The sequence below is a fragment of the Streptomyces californicus genome (genome assembly GCF_000717645.1).
In the GTDB taxonomy this organism is placed as follows: Bacteria; Actinomycetota; Actinomycetes; order Streptomycetales; family Streptomycetaceae; genus Streptomyces; species Streptomyces californicus.
This window is the reverse complement of record NZ_JNZZ01000008.1, coordinates 278,163-293,857: the sequence shown is the minus strand read 5'-3', so window position 1 is coordinate 293,857 and position 15,695 is coordinate 278,163. Positions and strand designations below refer to the sequence as shown.

General features: G+C 72.7%; 15 protein-coding genes. 4 read left to right on the top strand and 11 right to left on the bottom strand.

The window, feature by feature from the left end:
- Positions 1-223: 223 nt before the first annotated feature.
- From IF19_RS1000000136095 to IF19_RS0113290, 4 genes are all read right to left on the bottom strand, one after another.
- The gene (locus IF19_RS1000000136095; RefSeq protein WP_030113390.1) at positions 224-1,429 is read right to left on the bottom strand and encodes an aspartate-semialdehyde dehydrogenase; all 1,206 of its coding nucleotides are present in this window, start codon (positions 1,427-1,429) and stop codon (positions 224-226) included.
- Positions 1,426-2,697 (bottom strand): aspartate kinase, encoded by a 1,272-nt coding sequence (locus tag IF19_RS0113300; protein ID WP_030113391.1) that lies wholly within the window; start codon positions 2,695-2,697, stop codon positions 1,426-1,428. The genes IF19_RS1000000136095 and IF19_RS0113300 overlap by 4 nt, the downstream gene beginning before the upstream one ends.
- Positions 2,698-3,081: 384 nt before the next feature.
- Positions 3,082-4,218 (bottom strand): hypothetical protein, encoded by a 1,137-nt coding sequence (locus IF19_RS1000000138210; protein ID WP_030113392.1) that lies wholly within the window; start codon positions 4,216-4,218, stop codon positions 3,082-3,084.
- Between the two features lie 534 nt (positions 4,219-4,752).
- Positions 4,753-5,292 (bottom strand): SgcJ/EcaC family oxidoreductase, encoded by a 540-nt coding sequence (locus IF19_RS0113290; RefSeq protein ID WP_030113393.1) that lies wholly within the window; start codon positions 5,290-5,292, stop codon positions 4,753-4,755.
- Between the two features lie 195 nt (positions 5,293-5,487).
- Here IF19_RS0113290 and IF19_RS0113285 point away from each other — a divergent pair, with 195 nt between their 5' ends.
- Positions 5,488-6,330 carry an SDR family oxidoreductase gene (locus tag IF19_RS0113285; RefSeq protein WP_030113394.1) on the top strand — a complete coding sequence of 281 codons (843 nt, stop codon included), beginning with the start codon at positions 5,488-5,490 and terminating at the stop codon, positions 6,328-6,330.
- A gap of 72 nt (positions 6,331-6,402) precedes the next feature.
- Here IF19_RS0113285 and IF19_RS0113280 read toward each other — a convergent pair whose 3' ends face one another.
- The 3 genes from IF19_RS0113280 to IF19_RS0113270 form a co-directional block, all read right to left on the bottom strand.
- Entirely contained in the window at positions 6,403-7,062 is a 660-nt protein-coding gene (locus tag IF19_RS0113280; RefSeq protein WP_030113395.1) for a DUF5063 domain-containing protein, read from the bottom strand.
- 149 nt (positions 7,063-7,211) lie between these two features.
- Positions 7,212-7,811 carry a recombination mediator RecR gene (recR, locus tag IF19_RS0113275; RefSeq protein ID WP_030113396.1) on the bottom strand — a complete coding sequence of 200 codons (600 nt, stop codon included), beginning with the start codon at positions 7,809-7,811 and terminating at the stop codon, positions 7,212-7,214.
- 91 nt (positions 7,812-7,902) lie between these two features.
- Positions 7,903-8,247 carry a YbaB/EbfC family nucleoid-associated protein gene (locus tag IF19_RS0113270; RefSeq protein WP_078580533.1) on the bottom strand — a complete coding sequence of 115 codons (345 nt, stop codon included), beginning with the start codon at positions 8,245-8,247 and terminating at the stop codon, positions 7,903-7,905.
- 406 nt (positions 8,248-8,653) lie between these two features.
- Between IF19_RS0113270 and IF19_RS0113265 the strand changes: the two genes are divergently transcribed.
- Complete coding sequence (locus IF19_RS0113265) at positions 8,654-9,493, top strand: SLATT domain-containing protein (RefSeq protein WP_030119989.1); 840 nt, start codon at positions 8,654-8,656, stop codon at positions 9,491-9,493.
- Between the two features lie 362 nt (positions 9,494-9,855).
- Here IF19_RS0113265 and IF19_RS0113260 read toward each other — a convergent pair whose 3' ends face one another.
- From IF19_RS0113260 to IF19_RS0113250, 3 genes are all read right to left on the bottom strand, one after another.
- The gene (locus IF19_RS0113260) at positions 9,856-10,506 is read right to left on the bottom strand and encodes a hypothetical protein (protein ID WP_030113400.1); all 651 of its coding nucleotides are present in this window, start codon (positions 10,504-10,506) and stop codon (positions 9,856-9,858) included.
- Between the two features lie 88 nt (positions 10,507-10,594).
- Positions 10,595-11,314 (bottom strand): GntR family transcriptional regulator, encoded by a 720-nt coding sequence (locus tag IF19_RS0113255; RefSeq protein WP_032747514.1) that lies wholly within the window; start codon positions 11,312-11,314, stop codon positions 10,595-10,597.
- A gap of 195 nt (positions 11,315-11,509) precedes the next feature.
- The gene (locus IF19_RS0113250; protein WP_030113402.1) at positions 11,510-12,901 is read right to left on the bottom strand and encodes an aspartate aminotransferase family protein; all 1,392 of its coding nucleotides are present in this window, start codon (positions 12,899-12,901) and stop codon (positions 11,510-11,512) included.
- A gap of 213 nt (positions 12,902-13,114) precedes the next feature.
- On the opposite strand from IF19_RS0113250, the gene IF19_RS0113245 reads away from it, so the two are divergent.
- A complete protein-coding gene (locus IF19_RS0113245; protein WP_030113403.1) occupies positions 13,115-13,738 on the top strand; it encodes a DJ-1/PfpI family protein in 624 nt (207 codons plus the stop codon).
- On the top strand, positions 13,731-14,306 hold the full coding sequence (locus IF19_RS0113240; RefSeq protein WP_418952714.1) for a MarR family winged helix-turn-helix transcriptional regulator: 576 nt from the start codon (positions 13,731-13,733) through the stop codon (positions 14,304-14,306). Before IF19_RS0113245 ends, IF19_RS0113240 begins: the two co-directional genes overlap by 8 nt.
- Before the next feature lie 88 nt (positions 14,307-14,394).
- Here IF19_RS0113240 and IF19_RS0113235 read toward each other — a convergent pair whose 3' ends face one another.
- Complete coding sequence (locus IF19_RS0113235; RefSeq protein WP_030119992.1) at positions 14,395-15,573, bottom strand: cytochrome P450 family protein; 1,179 nt, start codon at positions 15,571-15,573, stop codon at positions 14,395-14,397.
- Positions 15,574-15,695: the final 122 nt, after the last annotated feature.

The window sequence follows — 15,695 nt, the reverse complement described above, 5'->3', positions numbered from 1 at the left end:
GTTCGACGCTGTGCGACATGCCCTCATACGTACCTGCTCTTCCCCAAATGCCCCGTCATCGCGTCCGGCAATGCACAAAGTGACCGCATAGACGCAGCCCGGCCGAGGTGCGGTTGCAGATGGGCCGGGAGAACATCGTCGGATACGACAACGTCCCAGCTCAAGAGGTTCAGACCAGCGAATTTCTCATAGGGCGTTCACAGATCCTACAAAACAAGTTCGATCATCTTCGAGGGAATTCGGCGGCGATCGATTCGGCGATCTGCGCCACGTTCAAAGCCGCACCTTTTCGGAGATTGTCGCCACAAAGGAACATTTCCAGGGCGTGCGGATCGTCCATGGACCGCCGGACGCGGCCCACCCAGGTGGGGTCGGTGCCGACCACGTCGGACGGGGTGGGGAAGTCCCCGGACGCCGGGCTGTCGAACAGGACCACGCCGGGAGCGGTCGCGAGGATCTCGTGCGCCTTGTCGACGGCGACCTCGTTCTCGAAGCGGGCGTGGACGGACATCGAGTGCGTGGCGATGACGGGGACGTACACGCAGGTCGCGGTGGCCTTCAGGTCGGGCATGCCCAGCACCTTGCGGCACTCCTCGCGGAGGGAGATCTCCTCGGTGGACCAGCCGTCCCCGGCGTCCGTACCGGCCCAGGGCACCACGTTCAGGGCGACGGGCGCGGCGAACGGGTTCCGCGCGCCCCCCGTACCACCGGCACCGCCCCGGCCGTCCGCACCGCCCGCGCCGTGCAGGCCGCGTACGTCCCCCGGGGCGTGTACGCCGCCCGGATCGCGCACGCTGTTCACGCCCCCCGGCCCCTGGCCGCCGGAGCCGTCCATGGTGGCGCCCAGGGCCCGGCGTACGTCTCCGGGCTGGGTGCCCAGCTCCGTACCGGCCACCAGCGCAAGCTGCTCGCGCAGGGCCGCGACGCCGTCCCGGCCGGCGCCGCTGACCGCCTGGTAGGAGGAGACGATCAGCTCGCGCAGCCCGAACTCGGCGTGCAGCGCGCCGACCGCGACGATCAGCGACAGGGTGGTGCAGTTCGGGGACGCGACGATGCCGCGCGGCCTCAGACGCGCGGCATGGGGGTTGATCTCGGGGACGACGAGCGGCACGTCGTCGTCGAGCCGGAAGGCCGCCGAGTCGTCGACGACGACGGCGCCCTTGGCCGCGGCGATCGGCACCCAGTGGGCGGACACCGCGTCCGGCACCAGGAAGAGGGCCACGTCGATGCCGTCGAACACGTCCTCGCTCAGTGCGAGGACCTCGCCCTCCTCACCGCGCACGACCAGCCTGCGGCCGGCCGAGCGCGGTGAGGCGACGAGTCTGACCTCGCCCCAGACGTCCGCGTGCTGCGAGAGGATCCGGAGCATGACACCGCCGATCGCCCCGGTCGCACCGACGACCGCGAGCGAAGGGCGGTGCCCGGTCATCGGCCGGTGCCTCCGTAGACGACGGCCTCGTCGGAGTCGCTGTCGAGACCGAAGGCGGTGTGCACGGCGCGCACGGCCTCGTTGACGTCGTCGGCGCGCGTGACCACCGAGATGCGGATCTCGGAGGTCGAGATGAGCTCGATGTTGACGCCCGCGTCGGACAGCGCCTCGAAGAAGCCGGCGGTGACGCCCGGGTTGGTCTTCATGCCCGCGCCGACCAGCGAGATCTTGGCGATCTGGTCGTCGTAGCGGAGCGAGTCGAAGCCGATGGAGCCCTTCGTCCGCTCCAGGGCGTCGATGGCCTTGCGGCCCTCGGCCTTGGGGAGGGTGAAGGAGATGTCCGTCAGACCGGTCGACGCGGCGGAGACGTTCTGCACCACCATGTCGATGTTGACCTCGGCGTCCGCGATGGCACGGAAGATCGCGGCCGCCTCGCCCGGCTTGTCCGGAACGCCGACGACGGTGACCTTGGCCTCCGAGACGTCGTGGGCGACTCCGGAGATGATCGCGTGCTCCACCTTCTGGTCCCCTTGCGGTTCGTTGCTGACCCAGGTGCCGCGCAGTCCGGAGAAGGACGAGCGGACGTGGATCGGAATGTTGTAACGGCGTGCGTACTCGACGCAGCGGTGCAGCAGCACCTTGGAGCCGGACGCGGCCAGCTCCAGCATGTCCTCGAAGGAGATCCAGTCGATCTTCTTCGCCTTCTTCACGACCCGGGGGTCCGCGGTGAAGACGCCGTCGACGTCGGTGTAGATCTCGCAGACCTCGGCGTCCAGCGCGGCGGCCAGCGCGACGGCGGTCGTGTCCGACCCGCCGCGGCCGAGGGTGGTGATGTTCTTGCCCTCCTGGCTCACGCCCTGGAACCCGGCGACGATGGCGATGTTGCCCTCGTCGATCGAGGTCCGGATGCGGCCCGGAGTGACGTCGATGATGCGCGCTTTGTTGTGGACCGAGTCGGTGATGACACCGGCCTGGCTGCCCGTGAACGACTGGGCCTCGTGACCCAGGTTTTTGATCGCCATCGCCAGCAGGGCCATGGAGATCCGCTCACCCGCGGTCAGCAGCATGTCGAATTCCCGGCCGGTAGGCATCGGGGACACCTGCTCGGCGAGATCTATCAACTCGTCCGTCGTGTCGCCCATCGCGGACACCACGACAACCACCTGGTTGCCGTTCCTCTTGGCATCGACGATTCGCTTGGCAACCCGCTTGATGCCCTCGGCATCGGCTACGGAGGAGCCTCCGTACTTCTGCACGACAAGGCCCACGTGCGCTCCTCGCTCAGTCATTACTGCGGTCGGCTCAGTTTAACGAGCAGCCCGGAATCGACCCGTCCCTACCAGATGGTGAGATGTCCCGCTCACCACCCGGTACGGCGTGTCGCTCCGAACTGCTCGTAGAGGGCTGTTGCCCAGCCGGGCCACGGGCACTCCCGTTTGTGTCCCAGCCCACACGATCGTGGCGGGTCGGGCGAGTCGGAGCAGTCAGTCGGGGTACGCGGAGGGGTCGGCGTGCGCCTGGGGCGTGCACCCGGGAGCGCCCAGGAGCGTGCGGGGGTGTGCGATCGGGGGCGGGGGCCTCCCACTCCCCCGCCCCGCGCAGTGCCCGTCGGGCGCGAGAACGCCGTCCGGGCGGGTGCGGTCCCCCGCGGCTCACCGGCGCGGCCTCGGGGACGGGAGGACCGGGCGGACGGCGGCCGAGCGGAGTTCGGCCATGCGGGCGGCGACGTCGACCTCGGGGCGGGGGCGGGCCAGGAACGTGTCCGGTACGTCGCCGGTCAGGCCCACCGCCTCGTCGCGGGCGATCGCCGCGCTGCAGTCGGCGCAGACGCCGTGGTCCAGCGTGGTGGTCGTCTCGTCCTCGTCGCAGAACAGGCACACGATCACGGACTCGATGACGTACTCGTCCAGCTGGTCGTTCTCGGGTACGGGGGCGGGCGTCGGCGGCATCTTGGTCTCCAGTCGCTTGCGAAGGAAGTGCCCGGCGGAGTGCACGGGCGTCGGCAGACTGGAGGTCAGGGCCCGGGTGATCTGTTCGCGGCCGGCGCCGCGCGCCAGCCACTCCCCGACCAGGTGTTCCAGCTGCACGCATTCGCCGTCGGAGAGCTGGAGCCGGGGTTCACGGCCACCGAGCCCGGCGAGGAGGGCGTACGCCTCCGAACGCGGGGCGCGCACACCGGGCTCCGGCTCCCGCTCCGGCTCCGTGCCCGCTGCGGTGGCGGTGGCGGTGGTGCTCGGTGCCGCCTCGGCAGGTTCCGCGGCTCGGTCCGTGCCCTGCGCCGCGTACGGCTCGGTGTGGGCGGGGGCGGAGGCGGAGGCGGCGGCGGCGGCGGAAGCGGACGGGGCTGCGGTGGTGGCGGCGGGTGTCGCGGAGGAGGCGGGTCCGGTTGTCGGTGCGGGTGCCGCAGCGGCGGGGGCCGGGGGCTGGCCCGGGGCGTCCAGGCCCCGGACGAACCGCACGTGGGCGGCCCACCAGTCGGCGTCGCGGGCGGTGCGGGAGAAGTACGTACGGGTCACCCAGCGCCTCCGGCCGTCGGCCTGGGCGAGGTGGATCCGGATGCGGCGGAGGTGGCCCGCCCGGGTCAGCCGGTCCAGCGCGCTGCGGCACGCCTGCTGCCCGTAGTCGGGCAGCTCCTCGGCCAGCACCTTGTAGCCGATCGCCGCGCCTTCGGGCAGCCGGTCGATGTACCCGGCGATGGCCGCCTCACGCGGCTCCAGCCCGGCGAAGTCGTCGGCGCGGCGCGGTGCTTGATCGGGGGCGTCGCGCTTTCCGTACCCGGCTTTCGCCATGGGGTGGGCGGGCGCGCGCAGTACGGCACTAAGGTTGGCGGCAGCCATGGGGATCCAGCCTTTCTAGCAGGCGGTCTCTTACGGTCAGACCCCGGTTGGTGTTGGTAGCACCGCCGGGGTTGTCCGTTTTACGGATTGTGGGTTGCTGGTCGTGAACCTAGAGCGCTTTTACGCTCCGACGCAACTCGGTCACCTAACGTCACGCGCGATCGAATTCGCGCAGTTTGGCGGGCTGTTCGGAACCTGGCCGGAAGACGGCCAAGGAAGGGAGGGAGGGTGGGTTGAACCCCACCACCCACTCCTTGGAAAAGGGCTCGAAGCACGAGGCTCGGAACTCGGAGCACGAGGCTCGGGGCCCGGAGATCGGAGCTTGAGCTTCGGGCGGACCTGCGGGAACGGCGGCGGGGAGATCCGCCGCCGTCCACCCCGACCGGGCGGTGGACCCGTCGTCCACCCCGACCGGACAGTGGGCCCGTCGTCCACCCCGACCGGACGGCGGGCCCGTCGTGTCCACCCGTCCCGCCCGGGGCGACTTCACCCCGCCGCCAGCGTCCCCGCGTCGAGCACCTGCGTGTTCTGCGCGGCCGCGACGCGCCAGACACCGTCGTCCTTGGCCAGCACGTAGGTCGGGGTTCCGGGAATCGCTTCGGGATGAGCGGCCATGAGGGCGGAGGGGTCCTCGCTGCCGTGGAAGACCTCGTCCAGGAGGCGGCCGTCGGCGCGTGAGACCGGGCGCTGACGGATCTTGACCGCCGCGATGTCGGGGCGGATGAAGAGGATCAGGTCGACCGTGTACGTGGCGGTCACCGGGGAGCCCGCTTGCGGCGGCAGCACCGTACGGGTGAAGGCGCTGATCTCCGGCAGGCCGGTCAGCCGCTTCCCGTGGGCCGTGGTCCAGAGGGCGTCCTCGCGGAAACCGTCGAGGAAGGCGTCGGGCAGCGCGTTCTGCTGGGTGTGCTCGACCCGTGCGACGAACGCGACGATGGCGTCGACGTCCTCCTGCGGGGCGGGTACGCCGAGGACGGTGGGGGCGGGGCCGGGGGCGGCGGGGTTGACGGGAGGCGTGGCACTCATGCGGAAGCTCCTTGTGCGAGGCGGTCCTTGAGCAGGCCGTTCGGCACGAGCGTCGTCGCTCAAGCGCGGTTGAGGTCAAGCAGGGACCGCCCCTCCCCAACGCGCTTGCCCTCAAGCCTGGTTGAGGTCCTAGCGTCCGCACCGTCCGACGAACGGTGATCCGGCGGACCTGACGGAACAGAGGAGCGCTCGAAGATGATGGTGGTGACCGGGGCGACCGGGAACATCGGCCGTGAGCTGGTACGGCAGTTGCACACGGAGGGGCGTGGGAGCGGCGTACGGGCGCTGACCCGCGACGCCGCTCGGGCCGGGGCGGTGCTGCCCGCCGGGGTGGACCTGGCGGAAGGCGATCTCGGGCGGGCGGATTCCTTGAAGTCCGCGCTGGACGGGGCGCGTTCGCTGTTCCTCATCGCAGGCGTCGGCGATGACGCCGGGATTCTGGACGCCGCGCGCGACGCGGGGGTGGAACACGTGGTGCTGGTCTCCTCCATCACCACCGTGACCCATCCACACCTCGGGCCGGCGCGGGCGAATCTCGCCGTCGAGCGCCGCCTGCGGGAGAGCGGGATGGCGTGGACCGTGCTGCGTCCCACGCAGTTCGCCTCCAACACCCTCTGGTGGGCGGAGGCCGTACGCGAGGAGTCCGCGGTCCGCGTTCCGTATCCGGACGTCGGGCTGCCCGCCGTCCACCCCGCCGACATCGCCTCGGTGGCCCGCGCGGCGCTGACCGGGCCGGGCCACCGGGGGCGGACGTACCCGCTCACCGGGCCGGCGCCGATCACCCCGCGCGAGCAGATCCGTGAGCTGGAGCGGCTGCTGGGCCGGAAGGTGGCCTGCGTCGGGATCACCCGGGAGGACGTCTACGGGCCGATGGCCGCGATGATGGGGGCCGAGGTGGCGAACAGCGTCCTCGACCTGATGGGCGGCGACGTCAACGACGCGCTGGTGGCCGTCCACGACACCGTCGCCCGGGTCACCGGATCACCCGCCCGCCCTTACCGCCGCTGGGCCGAGGAGAACGTTGACGCGTTCCGCTGACGGCCGCCGCCGAGAGCGACGCGGGGCGGAGGGGGCGCGCGGGTCCCGGCTCTTCCCGGGCCGGGGCCGCCCCTACTGCACCGGGCGCAGGCCCAGCGGGCCCGCGATCTCCTGGAGCATCACGCGGCCCGCTTCTTCCGCGAGGTCGTCGTCGCCCGGGTCCTGGTCGGTGTCCAGGCCGTCCAGTTCCGCGAGGGGCTGGCCCAGGCGGATGTGGGCGACCAGGGACTGGAGGGCGCGCAGGGTGGCGGAGGCGGTGGAGCCCCAGTTGGAGAAGTACGAGAACTGCCACCACCACAGCGCCTCGGCGGTGCGGTCGGCCTCGTAGTGCGCCAGGCCGTGGCCGAGGTCGGTGACCAGGTCGGCCAGGTCGTCGGAGATCCGGTGCGGGACCGGGGCCTTGCGGGGCTCGTACGGGTCGAAGACCTCGGAGTAGACGTCGATCGGCTCCAGCAGCGCCGCGAACCGCTCACGCAGGCCGTCCGCGTCGGGCTCCGCGCCGAGGTCCGGCTCGTAGCGCTCGTCGGGCAGGACGTCCTCGTACGCGCCGAGCCGGCCGCCCGCGAGCAGGAGCTGCGAGACCTGGAGCAACAGGACCGGAACGGCCTCCTCCGGCTCCTCGACCTTGGACACCTCCGTGACCGCGACGATGAACGTCTTGATCTGGTCCGCGATCTGGACGGCGAAGTCGCCCGGGTCCTGGGTGACGGAGTTCAGCGTGGCGTCAGACATCGAGGGGACCTCCCGTGGGCGCGGTCACAGACGGTGATGCGAACGATGAAGCGGACGGCGAAGAGAGCGTGACGGCGGGGCGCCGCGAGGCGGACGGCGGCGCGCCGACCGCCCTCCCGGGGGCGGACCGCAGGGGTGCGGCGGAGGCGCTAGACATCCAGCAGCCGCCTTCCCTCGAACGCCCGGCCCAGGGTGACCTCGTCTGCGTACTCCAGGTCGCCGCCGACCGGCAGACCACTGGCCAGCCGGGTCACCTTGAGGCCCATCGGCTTGACCATCCGCGCCAGGTACGTCGCGGTGGCCTCGCCCTCCAGGTTGGGGTCGGTCGCGAGGATCAGCTCCGTGATGGAGCCGTCCGCGAGCCGCGCCAGCAGCTCGCGGATGCGCAGATCGTCCGGGCCGACGCCCTCGATGGGGCTGATCGCCCCGCCCAGAACGTGGTAGCGGCCCCGGAACTCCCGCGTCCGCTCGATCGCCACGACGTCCTTGGGCTCCTCGACCACGCAGATGACCGCCTGGTCGCGGCGCGCGTCCCGGCAGATCCCGCACTGCTCCTGCTGCGCGACGTTGCCGCACACGACGCAGAACCGGACCTTGTCCTTGACCTCCAGGAGGGCGTGCGCGAGCCGGCGTACGTCCGTGGGCTCGGCCTGGAGGATGTGGAAGGCGATCCGCTGCGCGCTCTTGGGACCGACGCCGGGCAGCCTGCCCAGTTCGTCGATGAGGTCCTGAACCACGCCTTCGTACAACGGAACGCCTCTCTTCGCTTCCTGCTCCGTACCGTAGTGGGTACGGGTCGGTACCAGTAGGCCCCGGCGGGCCCGCCCGGATCCGGTGGGGTCAGAACGGCAGACCCGGGATGCCGCCCCCGCCGCCCAGACCCTGCGTCAGCGGGCCGAGCTTCTCCCGCTGGAGCGTCTGCGCGTTCTCGTTGGCCGCCTGGACGGCCGCGACGACGAGGTCGGCGAGCGTCTCGGTGTCCTCCGGGTCCACCGCCTTCGGGTCGATCACCAGGGAGCGCAGCTCGCCGGAACCGGTCACGGTGGCCCGTACGAGACCGCCGCCCGCCTGTCCGTCGACCTCGGTCCTGCCCAGTTCCTCCTGGGCCTCGGCGAGGTCCTGCTGCATCTTCTGGGCCTGCTGGAGGAGCTGCTGCATGTTGGGCTGGCCACCACCGGGAATCACGGTCACTCCTGGCATTTCGACGACGAATGTTTCGGTAAGCCGAGCCTACGTGCTCCCCGGGCACGGCGCTCCACCCGCCGGGGAGCAACTCTTTCGGGTGAGATTCGCGGACCGCCGTGAGCGCTCCTATACCTGACCAGCGACCCCCCGCAGGCGGGAATCCCGCGTTTTCGACCCCACGGCCCACCATTCGGCGGTAGGAAGGGCATGCACATCGACACGCGAGCGTGCCTGTGCGGTGACGCAGAGTTACCCCTCAGGGGTTTCGGGGATCTCGAAGGTCTCCCGGTCGCGCGGACCGCCCCCATCCCTCTCGGGGCCCGGCCGGAGGCCGGGTCCGGGCCCGATTCGGGGGAGCCCCACGCGTCCGTCCGTCCCGTCCGTCAGAGTGCAGAGGAGTGCCCCGGTGAGTCAGCCGGATATGCAGCCCGAGGGGCCGCCCCGCAAGGAGTCCGATGCGGGATCCGGTGAAAACGGAGTAGTGCATTCCGCTTCCGACGCCGGCCCGGGGCCCGGCCCCGGTTCCGCCGGGCAGAAGCGTGCCGCCGGCGGCCGAGGGGGGCGGGATCTGACCGGGCGCCCGTTCCCGCTCGGCGACTGGGGGGAGCCGGCCGAACGGCTCGACGAGCTCTACCGCTGGGTCGAGGCCGGGGCGCTGGACACCGCCGACTGGTATCTGAACGACCGCGTCTGGAAGCGGCGGGCCGCGCGGGGGCTGCGGATGGGCACGGCCGCCGGGGCGGTCGCCGGGGCGGCCCTGCCGCTGCTCGACCTGACCGGGGCGCTGAGCGGTTCGGCGGGCTGGGGCTATCTGTCGCTGCTGCTGGGGGCGGCCTGCATGGCCTGCGACCGGTACTTCGGCCTCACCTCCGGCTGGATAAGGAACCTGGCCACGGCCCAGGCGGTGCAGCGGCGGCTCCAGGTCCTCCAGTTCGACTGGGCGTCGGAGTGCGTACGGGAGGTGCTCGGCCCGACCGAGGGCACGGCCAGCGAGGCGACCGAGCGGTGCCTGGGGGTGCTGCGGCGGTTCTCGGAGGACGTGACCGAACTGGTGCGGTCGGAGACGGCGGACTGGATGGTGGAGTTCCGGGCCGGGCCCGCGCCGATGGGCATGCAGGCCCTCGCCTCCGGGAGCGCCGGGGGGCGCGGGGAGCAGGGGGCGGCGCCGGGGCGGTTCGCGATGCCGTCCGTGGCGGCGCGGCCGAACATGCCCCGGCAGCGGCCGCCGGAGTCGCCCCCTCGGTGAGAGGCGCCGGGGTCCTGCCTCTCGGTGAAAGGGGCCGGGGTCCTCTGCCCCTCGGTGGGAGGGGCCGGGCCCTGCGGGGGCGCTCTGGCGGGCCGGACGCCCCCGGAGCCCGGGACGCCCCCGGGCCGGACGGGCGGGACGCCGGTCGCCCCGGGTCGGACGGGCCGCGTGTCGGCAGTCCGGCCGCTCCGGGCCGGACGGCCCCCGGCGCACGGGTCGGCCTCGGGCCGGGCCGGCGGGACGCCGCCCAGCACCCGGCCACCCCGGTCACCCCACACCGGACGGGCGGAACGCCCCCGGCACCCCGGTCACTCCACGCCGCACGGGCCGGACGCCCCGCGCGGCAGCGGTCCGTAGTCGGGTCAGCTGAAGATGATCATCGAGCCCTGCGCCAGGCTGCGGGTCGCCGCCGCGTGGAGGCCGAGCCAGACGTGCCGTTCCCGGGCGAACGGGCTGTCGTCGTACGGGATCGGGGCCGCCGGCTCCTCCAGCGTGGTCGGCCCGGCGGGAGGCTGCGGGGCGGCCGGGGGGTTGGCCGGGTCGATGCCGATGGCCGGGGCGACGAACTGCAGCTCCCGCAGCAGCCCGTGCGCGGAGCCCAGCGGCCCGCCGCCGGCCAGGAGCGCGTCGTCGGAGAGCGGCGCCGGGAAGTCCACCGGCACGTACGCCCCGGCGTGGTCGTAGTGCCAGACCAGGTGCGACTGCTGCGCGCCCTGCTCGAACATCTCCAGCAGACGCTCGTACTCGCCGTCGAGACCCTCGACGGGGGTGACCGCGAGGCCGCTGAGCTGGAGCAGGTACGCCCGGCGCAGGAAGTGCAGGGCGTCGTAGTCGAAACCGGCCACGGGGGCGACGTCCCCGTTGAGGCCCGGCATGTAGGCGTAGACGGGGACGGGGGGCAGCCCCGCGTCGTTCAGCGCCTTGTCGTAGACGGCGATCTCTTCGGCGAACGGATTGTCGGCGCTGTGGCACAGCACGTCGACGAGGGGGACCAGCCACAGGTCACAGGCCACGAAGTCTCGCTCTCCAACGGGTTCGGCGATCGTCGGACCAGCGTAATGCGGGGCGAACCCCACGCACAGGGCCCCGGCGGCCACGGCCTCACGCCCGCGCGCCCGGCTCCCCCGGCGGTCGCGCCTCGGCGTCCCGGCTCTCCCGGGCCTCCAGCCGTTCCGCCCAGGCCAGCGCGTGGCCGTAGTACGCGTGCATCGCGGCCCTGACCTGCTCGCGGTCGCCGCGGCCGATGGCCTCGACCAGTTCCTCGTGGCCGAACCACAGCACGTCCTCGTCCACGCCGTCGCGGCGCAGCCGGTGCACGGCGAACACCCATGCCTGGACCCGGAGCCGGGTGAGGAAGTCGGCGAGGTAGGGGTTGCGGACGAACTGCCCGAGCTCCCGCCAGAACCTCAGGTCGTACCCGATCAGCACGTCGAGGTCGCCACCCTTCGCCGCGCGGACCGCCTCCGCCGCGCGCCGGCGGATCGGGGCGAGCGCCTCGGGCAGGATGGCGACCTGCTCGGCGGAGTCACGGAACAGGCCGTCGACGACGAGGGCGCGGGCCTCGGCCATCGCGCGGTAGTCGGCGACCGTGAACTCGCGTACCTGGAAGCCCCGGTGCTGGTCGGAGACGAGGAGGCCCTGCGCGGAGAGGTCGAAGAGCGCCTCGCGGACCGGGGTCGCGGAGACCCCGTACTGCTCGGCTATCTGCTTCACGGTGAAGGCCCGGCCCGGCGGCAGCCGCCCCGCGACCACCTCGTCCCGCAGGGCGTCCGCGATCTGCCGGCGCAGGGTGTTGCGCGTCACGCCTCCGCTCGGACTCATCCCGGCCCCCTCCGTACGTACGTCCCTGTCCGCGCCGCCCACCCCGTTCACCGGCTGTTTCCGGCCCGGGGCACCACTGGCTCGGGTCACCTTAAGCCAGACCCCCGCCGTGCCCGATTCCGGGCACGCCGGGGGTCGTACGGCTGCGTACAGGGGCGATCACCCGGAGTACGGAACGCGGGTGCGGAAGGGGTTCTACGCGCCCGTGCCCGCCTCCACCGTGTACCTGTCCGCGACGGAGAGGGCGGCGTCCAAGGCGGCGAGCCCTTCCGCGGCCTCGGCCTCGGAGACGTTGCAGGCGGGGACGGCGTGGGTTCGGTTCATGTTGATGAAGGGCCACAGCCCTTCCTTCTTCGCGGCCGCGCCGAAGGCCGCCATCGGGGCGTTGGCCTCGCCCGTGGCGTTGTACGGGACGAGCGGTTCGCGGGTCTCCCGGTCGCGGACCAGGTCCAGCGCCCAGAACGCGCCGAGGCCGCGCACCTCGCCGACCGAGGGGTGGCGTTCGGCCAGGTCGCGCAGGCCGGGGCCGAGGACCGTCTCACCGATCCGGGCCGCGTGCTCGACGACCTTCTCGTCCTCCATCACGCCGATGGTGGCGACGGCGGCGGCACAGGCCAGCGGGTGTCCGGAGTAGGTGAGGCCGCCGGGGTAGGGGCGGGTCTCGAAGGTGGCGGCGATCTCGGCGTTGATCGCGACGCCGCCGAGCGGCACGTAACCGGAGTTGACGCCCTTGGCGAAGGTCAGGAGGTCCGGCACCACGTCGAAGTGGTCGGCGGCGAACCAGGCGCCGGTGCGGCCGAATCCGGCCATCACCTCGTCGAGCACGAAGACGATCCCGTACCGGTCGCAGATCTCGCGGACGCCCGCGAGGTAGCCGGGCGGCGGGGTCATGATGCCGGCGGTGCCGGGGATGGTCTCCAGGATGATCGCGGCGATGGTCGGCGGGCCCTCGAAGGCGAGGGTGTCCTCCAGATGCTGGAGTGCGCGGGCGCACTCCTCGGCCTCGTTCGCGGCGTGGAACGGGGAGCGGTAGAGGAACGGGGCCCAGAAGCGGACGACGCCCGCCGAGCCGTTGTCGGAGGGCCAGCGGCGCGGGTCACCGGTGAGGTTGATCGCGGTGGAGGTGGCCCCGTGGTACGAGCGGTAGGCGGAGAGCACCTTCGTACGGCCGGTGTGGAGCCGGGCCATCCGGATGGCGTTCTCGACGGCCTCGGCGCCGCCGTTGGTGAAGAAGATCTTGTCCAGGTCGCCCGGGGTGCGCTCGGCGATGAGGCGTGCGGCCTCGGAACGCGCCTCGACCGCGAACGCCGGTGCGAAGGTGGCGAGTCTGCCCGCCTGCTCCTGGATCGCGGCGATCACCGTGGGGTGCTGGTAGCCGATGTTGGTGTAGACGAGCCCGCTGGTGAAGTCCAGGTAGCGGTTGCCGTCGTAGTCCCAGAAGTAGGACCCCTCGGCGCCGGCGACGGCGAGCGGGTCGATGAGGCCCTGGGCGGACCAGGAGTGGAACACGTGCGCGCGGTCCGCGGCCTTCACGGCCGCACCGGCCGCGGGGTCGGCGTACGGGGCATGAGGGGCATGAGGGGTCATGCGGCGAGCGTAGGCGGCGACGGGGTCCGCTCTCCATGGCCACGTTGTACGGCCTGGGGCGGATGGGTCGGCAGGGTGTCGCATTCCACCGGCATCCGTGGTCGTCCCTGCGGCACCCGTGGACACGCCTGCGGCACCCGTGGACACCTCTGCACCTATTGACAGCATGCTGTCGAACTGACAGCCTTCTGTCATAGAGCCGAGGAGGCCGTCATGACCAGCAGCAGCGCCAAGACCGTGCATCTCGCCGTCTACGACACCTTCGCCGACTGGGAGACGGGGCACACGACCGCCCATCTCACCCAGAACGGCTACACCGTGCGGACCGTGGGGCTCACCCGCGAGCCGGTGACGACCATGGGCGGCCTGCGCGTCCGGCCCGATCTGACAGTGGACGAACTGCGGCCGCGGGACAGCGCGTTGCTGATCCTGACCGGTGCGGCCGCCTGGGACACCGGCGAGGCCCTGGCCCCGTTCGCGCGGGCGGCCCGGGGCTTCCTGGACGCGGGGACGCCGGTCGCGGCGATCTGCGGGGCGACGGCCGGGCTGGCCCGGGAAGGGCTGCTGGACGACCGGGCGCACACGAGCGCGGTCTCCTTCTACCTCGCGGCGACGGGGTACGCGGGCGGCGAGCGGTACGTGGAGACGGACGCGGTCACGGACCCCGGGGCGGACGGGGGCGGGCGCCTGGTCACGGCCGGGCCGACGGAGCCGGTGGCGTTCGCGCGCGAGGTGTTCGCGCTGCTCGGGGTGTACGACGCGAAGAAGCTGGACGCGTGGTACCGGCTGTTCCACGACTCGGACCCGAGCGCGTACGAGGTGTTGCAGGGTGAGTGAGGCGGCGCGGGAGAGCGAGGGGGCGCGGGTGAGTGAGGCGGCGCGGGCGAACGGCGTCCCGTCCGCGCAGGAGTCGCTGAGCCGGGCGGCGGTGACGGCGTTCCGGCTGAACGGGCAGTTCCTTTCGGTGGCCGACGAGTTGGCGCGGCCGGCCGGGCTCACGTCGGCGTGGTGGCAGGTGCTGGGCGCGGTGCTGGTGGAGCCGCTGCCGGTGGCGGGGATCGCCCGGTCGATGGGGATCACCCGGCAGAGCGTGCAGCGGATCGCGGACCTGCTGGTCGAGCGGGGGCTCGCGGAGTACACGGAGAACCCGGCGCACCGCCGCGCGAAGTTGTTGCGGGTGACGGATGCGGGGCGCCGGGCGGTGGCCCGGATCGGCCCGCCCCACGCGGAGTTCGCCGCGCGGCTGGCGGGGGAGCTGGGGGTGGAGGGCCTGAGCGACGCGGTGGGCGCGTTGGAGCGGCTGTCGGAGGCGCTGGACACCCTGACGGGTGCGGACCGGGGCGGTTCCGGCCCGTCCGGCGCCCAAGGCGTGTCCGGCGTCCAAGGCGTGTCCGGCGGATCCTGACCGGGTCCACGACGCCTGGGGCGGCACCTGGGGGCCAGGAGCCGCCCCGAGCTTCGCCGGTTCCCCGGCGTCACACCATTCTCCGGCGTCACACCATGACGGGAAGGGACTCCAGGCCGCGGACGAGTCGGGTGCGCCGCCACTCCAGCCGGTCCGCCGGTACGGCAAGGCTGATCCCGGGGAAGCGGGCGAGCACCGCTCGGAACGCGATCTCCAACTCGGCCTTGGCCAGGGGCGCGCCGACGCAGCGGTGGATGCCGTGGCCGAAGGCGAGATGCGCGGTCGCGGTGCGGTCCAGGTCGAGCCGGTCGGGCGCCGGGAACCGCGCCGGGTCCCGGTTGGCGGCCCCGAGGGCGACCAGGACCGGAGCGCCGGCGGGGAGATCGGCGCCGCCGAGCGTGACGGGCTCCGTGGTGAACCTGAAGGTGGCCGTGCTCACCGCGGAGTCGTAGCGGAGCAGCTCGTCCAGCGCGGCGGGGATGTCCTGGGGGTTTCGCCGCACGCGGTCCAGTTCGCCCGGGGCGGTGAGGAGCGCGAGAAGCGCGTTGCCGAGGGCGTTGGTGGTGGTCTCGTGTCCGGCCACGAGCAGCAGGACGGCCAGGGAGACCAGGTCCTGCTCGCTCACGTCGTCGTCGGCGTCGCACGCCGTGATGAGCTGGTCGAGGAGCGAGTCGCTGGGGTCCTGTCGTCTGCGGGCGACGAGCCCGGCCGTGTAGGCGGCCACGGCGTGCGAGGCGGTGTCGACGACCGCGGGGTCTCCGGCCGCGAACAGCCGCGCGGACCAGCGCTGGACATCGGGCCGCTCGGCCTGCGGCACTCCGAGCAGCTCGCAGATCACGGCGACCGGGAGCGGTGCGGCGAGACCGGCCACGAAGTCGACGGGTCCTTCGGTGGGCCACTGGTCGAGCAGGCGGTCGGTGGTGCGGGTGATGAACGGGCGCAGCCGCTCGACGCTGCCGGTGGTGAAAGCCCTGGCCACCAGCCTGCGCAGCCGGGTGTGGTGGGGCGGGTCGCTGGCCAGCATGGTGTGGGCGACCGCGGGATGCGGTCGGCGCCGTGACTCCGCGCCCGCGAAGAAACGGGCGGTGTCCTTCGACAGCCGGGGGTCGGCGAGGGCCTCCCGGGCTTCCGCGTAGCCGGTGACCAGATAGCCGGGGCGGCCGCCGGAACCGGCCGGCAGCGGCTGCACCGGGCAGGCCGAACGCATGGCCGCGTAGGTCGGATAGGGGTCCCGGAGGAAGCGGGGGTCCTTCGTCGGGTCGGTCATGGCCTCGGGCTCCAACGGGTTCCGGCCGACTGCTGCCGGCACCACGCCTCGCGGTCGGCGCGGGCGTTCCGAGGCCGGCGCGTGGCGCCCTGACGATAACCGCTTCGCCTGCGGCGGCCCTG

What these genes read in the sequence shown, in the direction of transcription:
- IF19_RS0113250 (WP_030113402.1), bottom strand. Translation starts at nt 12,901, where the DNA reads ATGACCCCTCATGCCCCTCATGCCCCGTACGCCGACCCCGCGGCCGGT.
- IF19_RS0113235 (WP_030119992.1), bottom strand. Translation starts at nt 15,573, where the DNA reads ATGACCGACCCGACGAAGGACCCCCGCTTCCTCCGGGACCCCTATCCG.
- IF19_RS1000000136095 (WP_030113390.1), bottom strand. Translation starts at nt 1,429, where the DNA reads ATGACCGGGCACCGCCCTTCGCTCGCGGTCGTCGGTGCGACCGGGGCG.
- IF19_RS0113255 (WP_032747514.1), bottom strand. Translation starts at nt 11,314, where the DNA reads ATGAGTCCGAGCGGAGGCGTGACGCGCAACACCCTGCGCCGGCAGATC.
- IF19_RS0113280 (WP_030113395.1), bottom strand. Translation starts at nt 7,062, where the DNA reads ATGTCTGACGCCACGCTGAACTCCGTCACCCAGGACCCGGGCGACTTC.
- IF19_RS0113245 (WP_030113403.1), top strand. Translation starts at nt 13,115, where the DNA reads ATGACCAGCAGCAGCGCCAAGACCGTGCATCTCGCCGTCTACGACACC.
- IF19_RS0113290 (WP_030113393.1), bottom strand. Translation starts at nt 5,292, where the DNA reads ATGAGTGCCACGCCTCCCGTCAACCCCGCCGCCCCCGGCCCCGCCCCC.
- IF19_RS1000000138210 (WP_030113392.1), bottom strand. Translation starts at nt 4,218, where the DNA reads ATGGCGAAAGCCGGGTACGGAAAGCGCGACGCCCCCGATCAAGCACCG.
- IF19_RS0113285 (WP_030113394.1), top strand. Translation starts at nt 5,488, where the DNA reads ATGATGGTGGTGACCGGGGCGACCGGGAACATCGGCCGTGAGCTGGTA.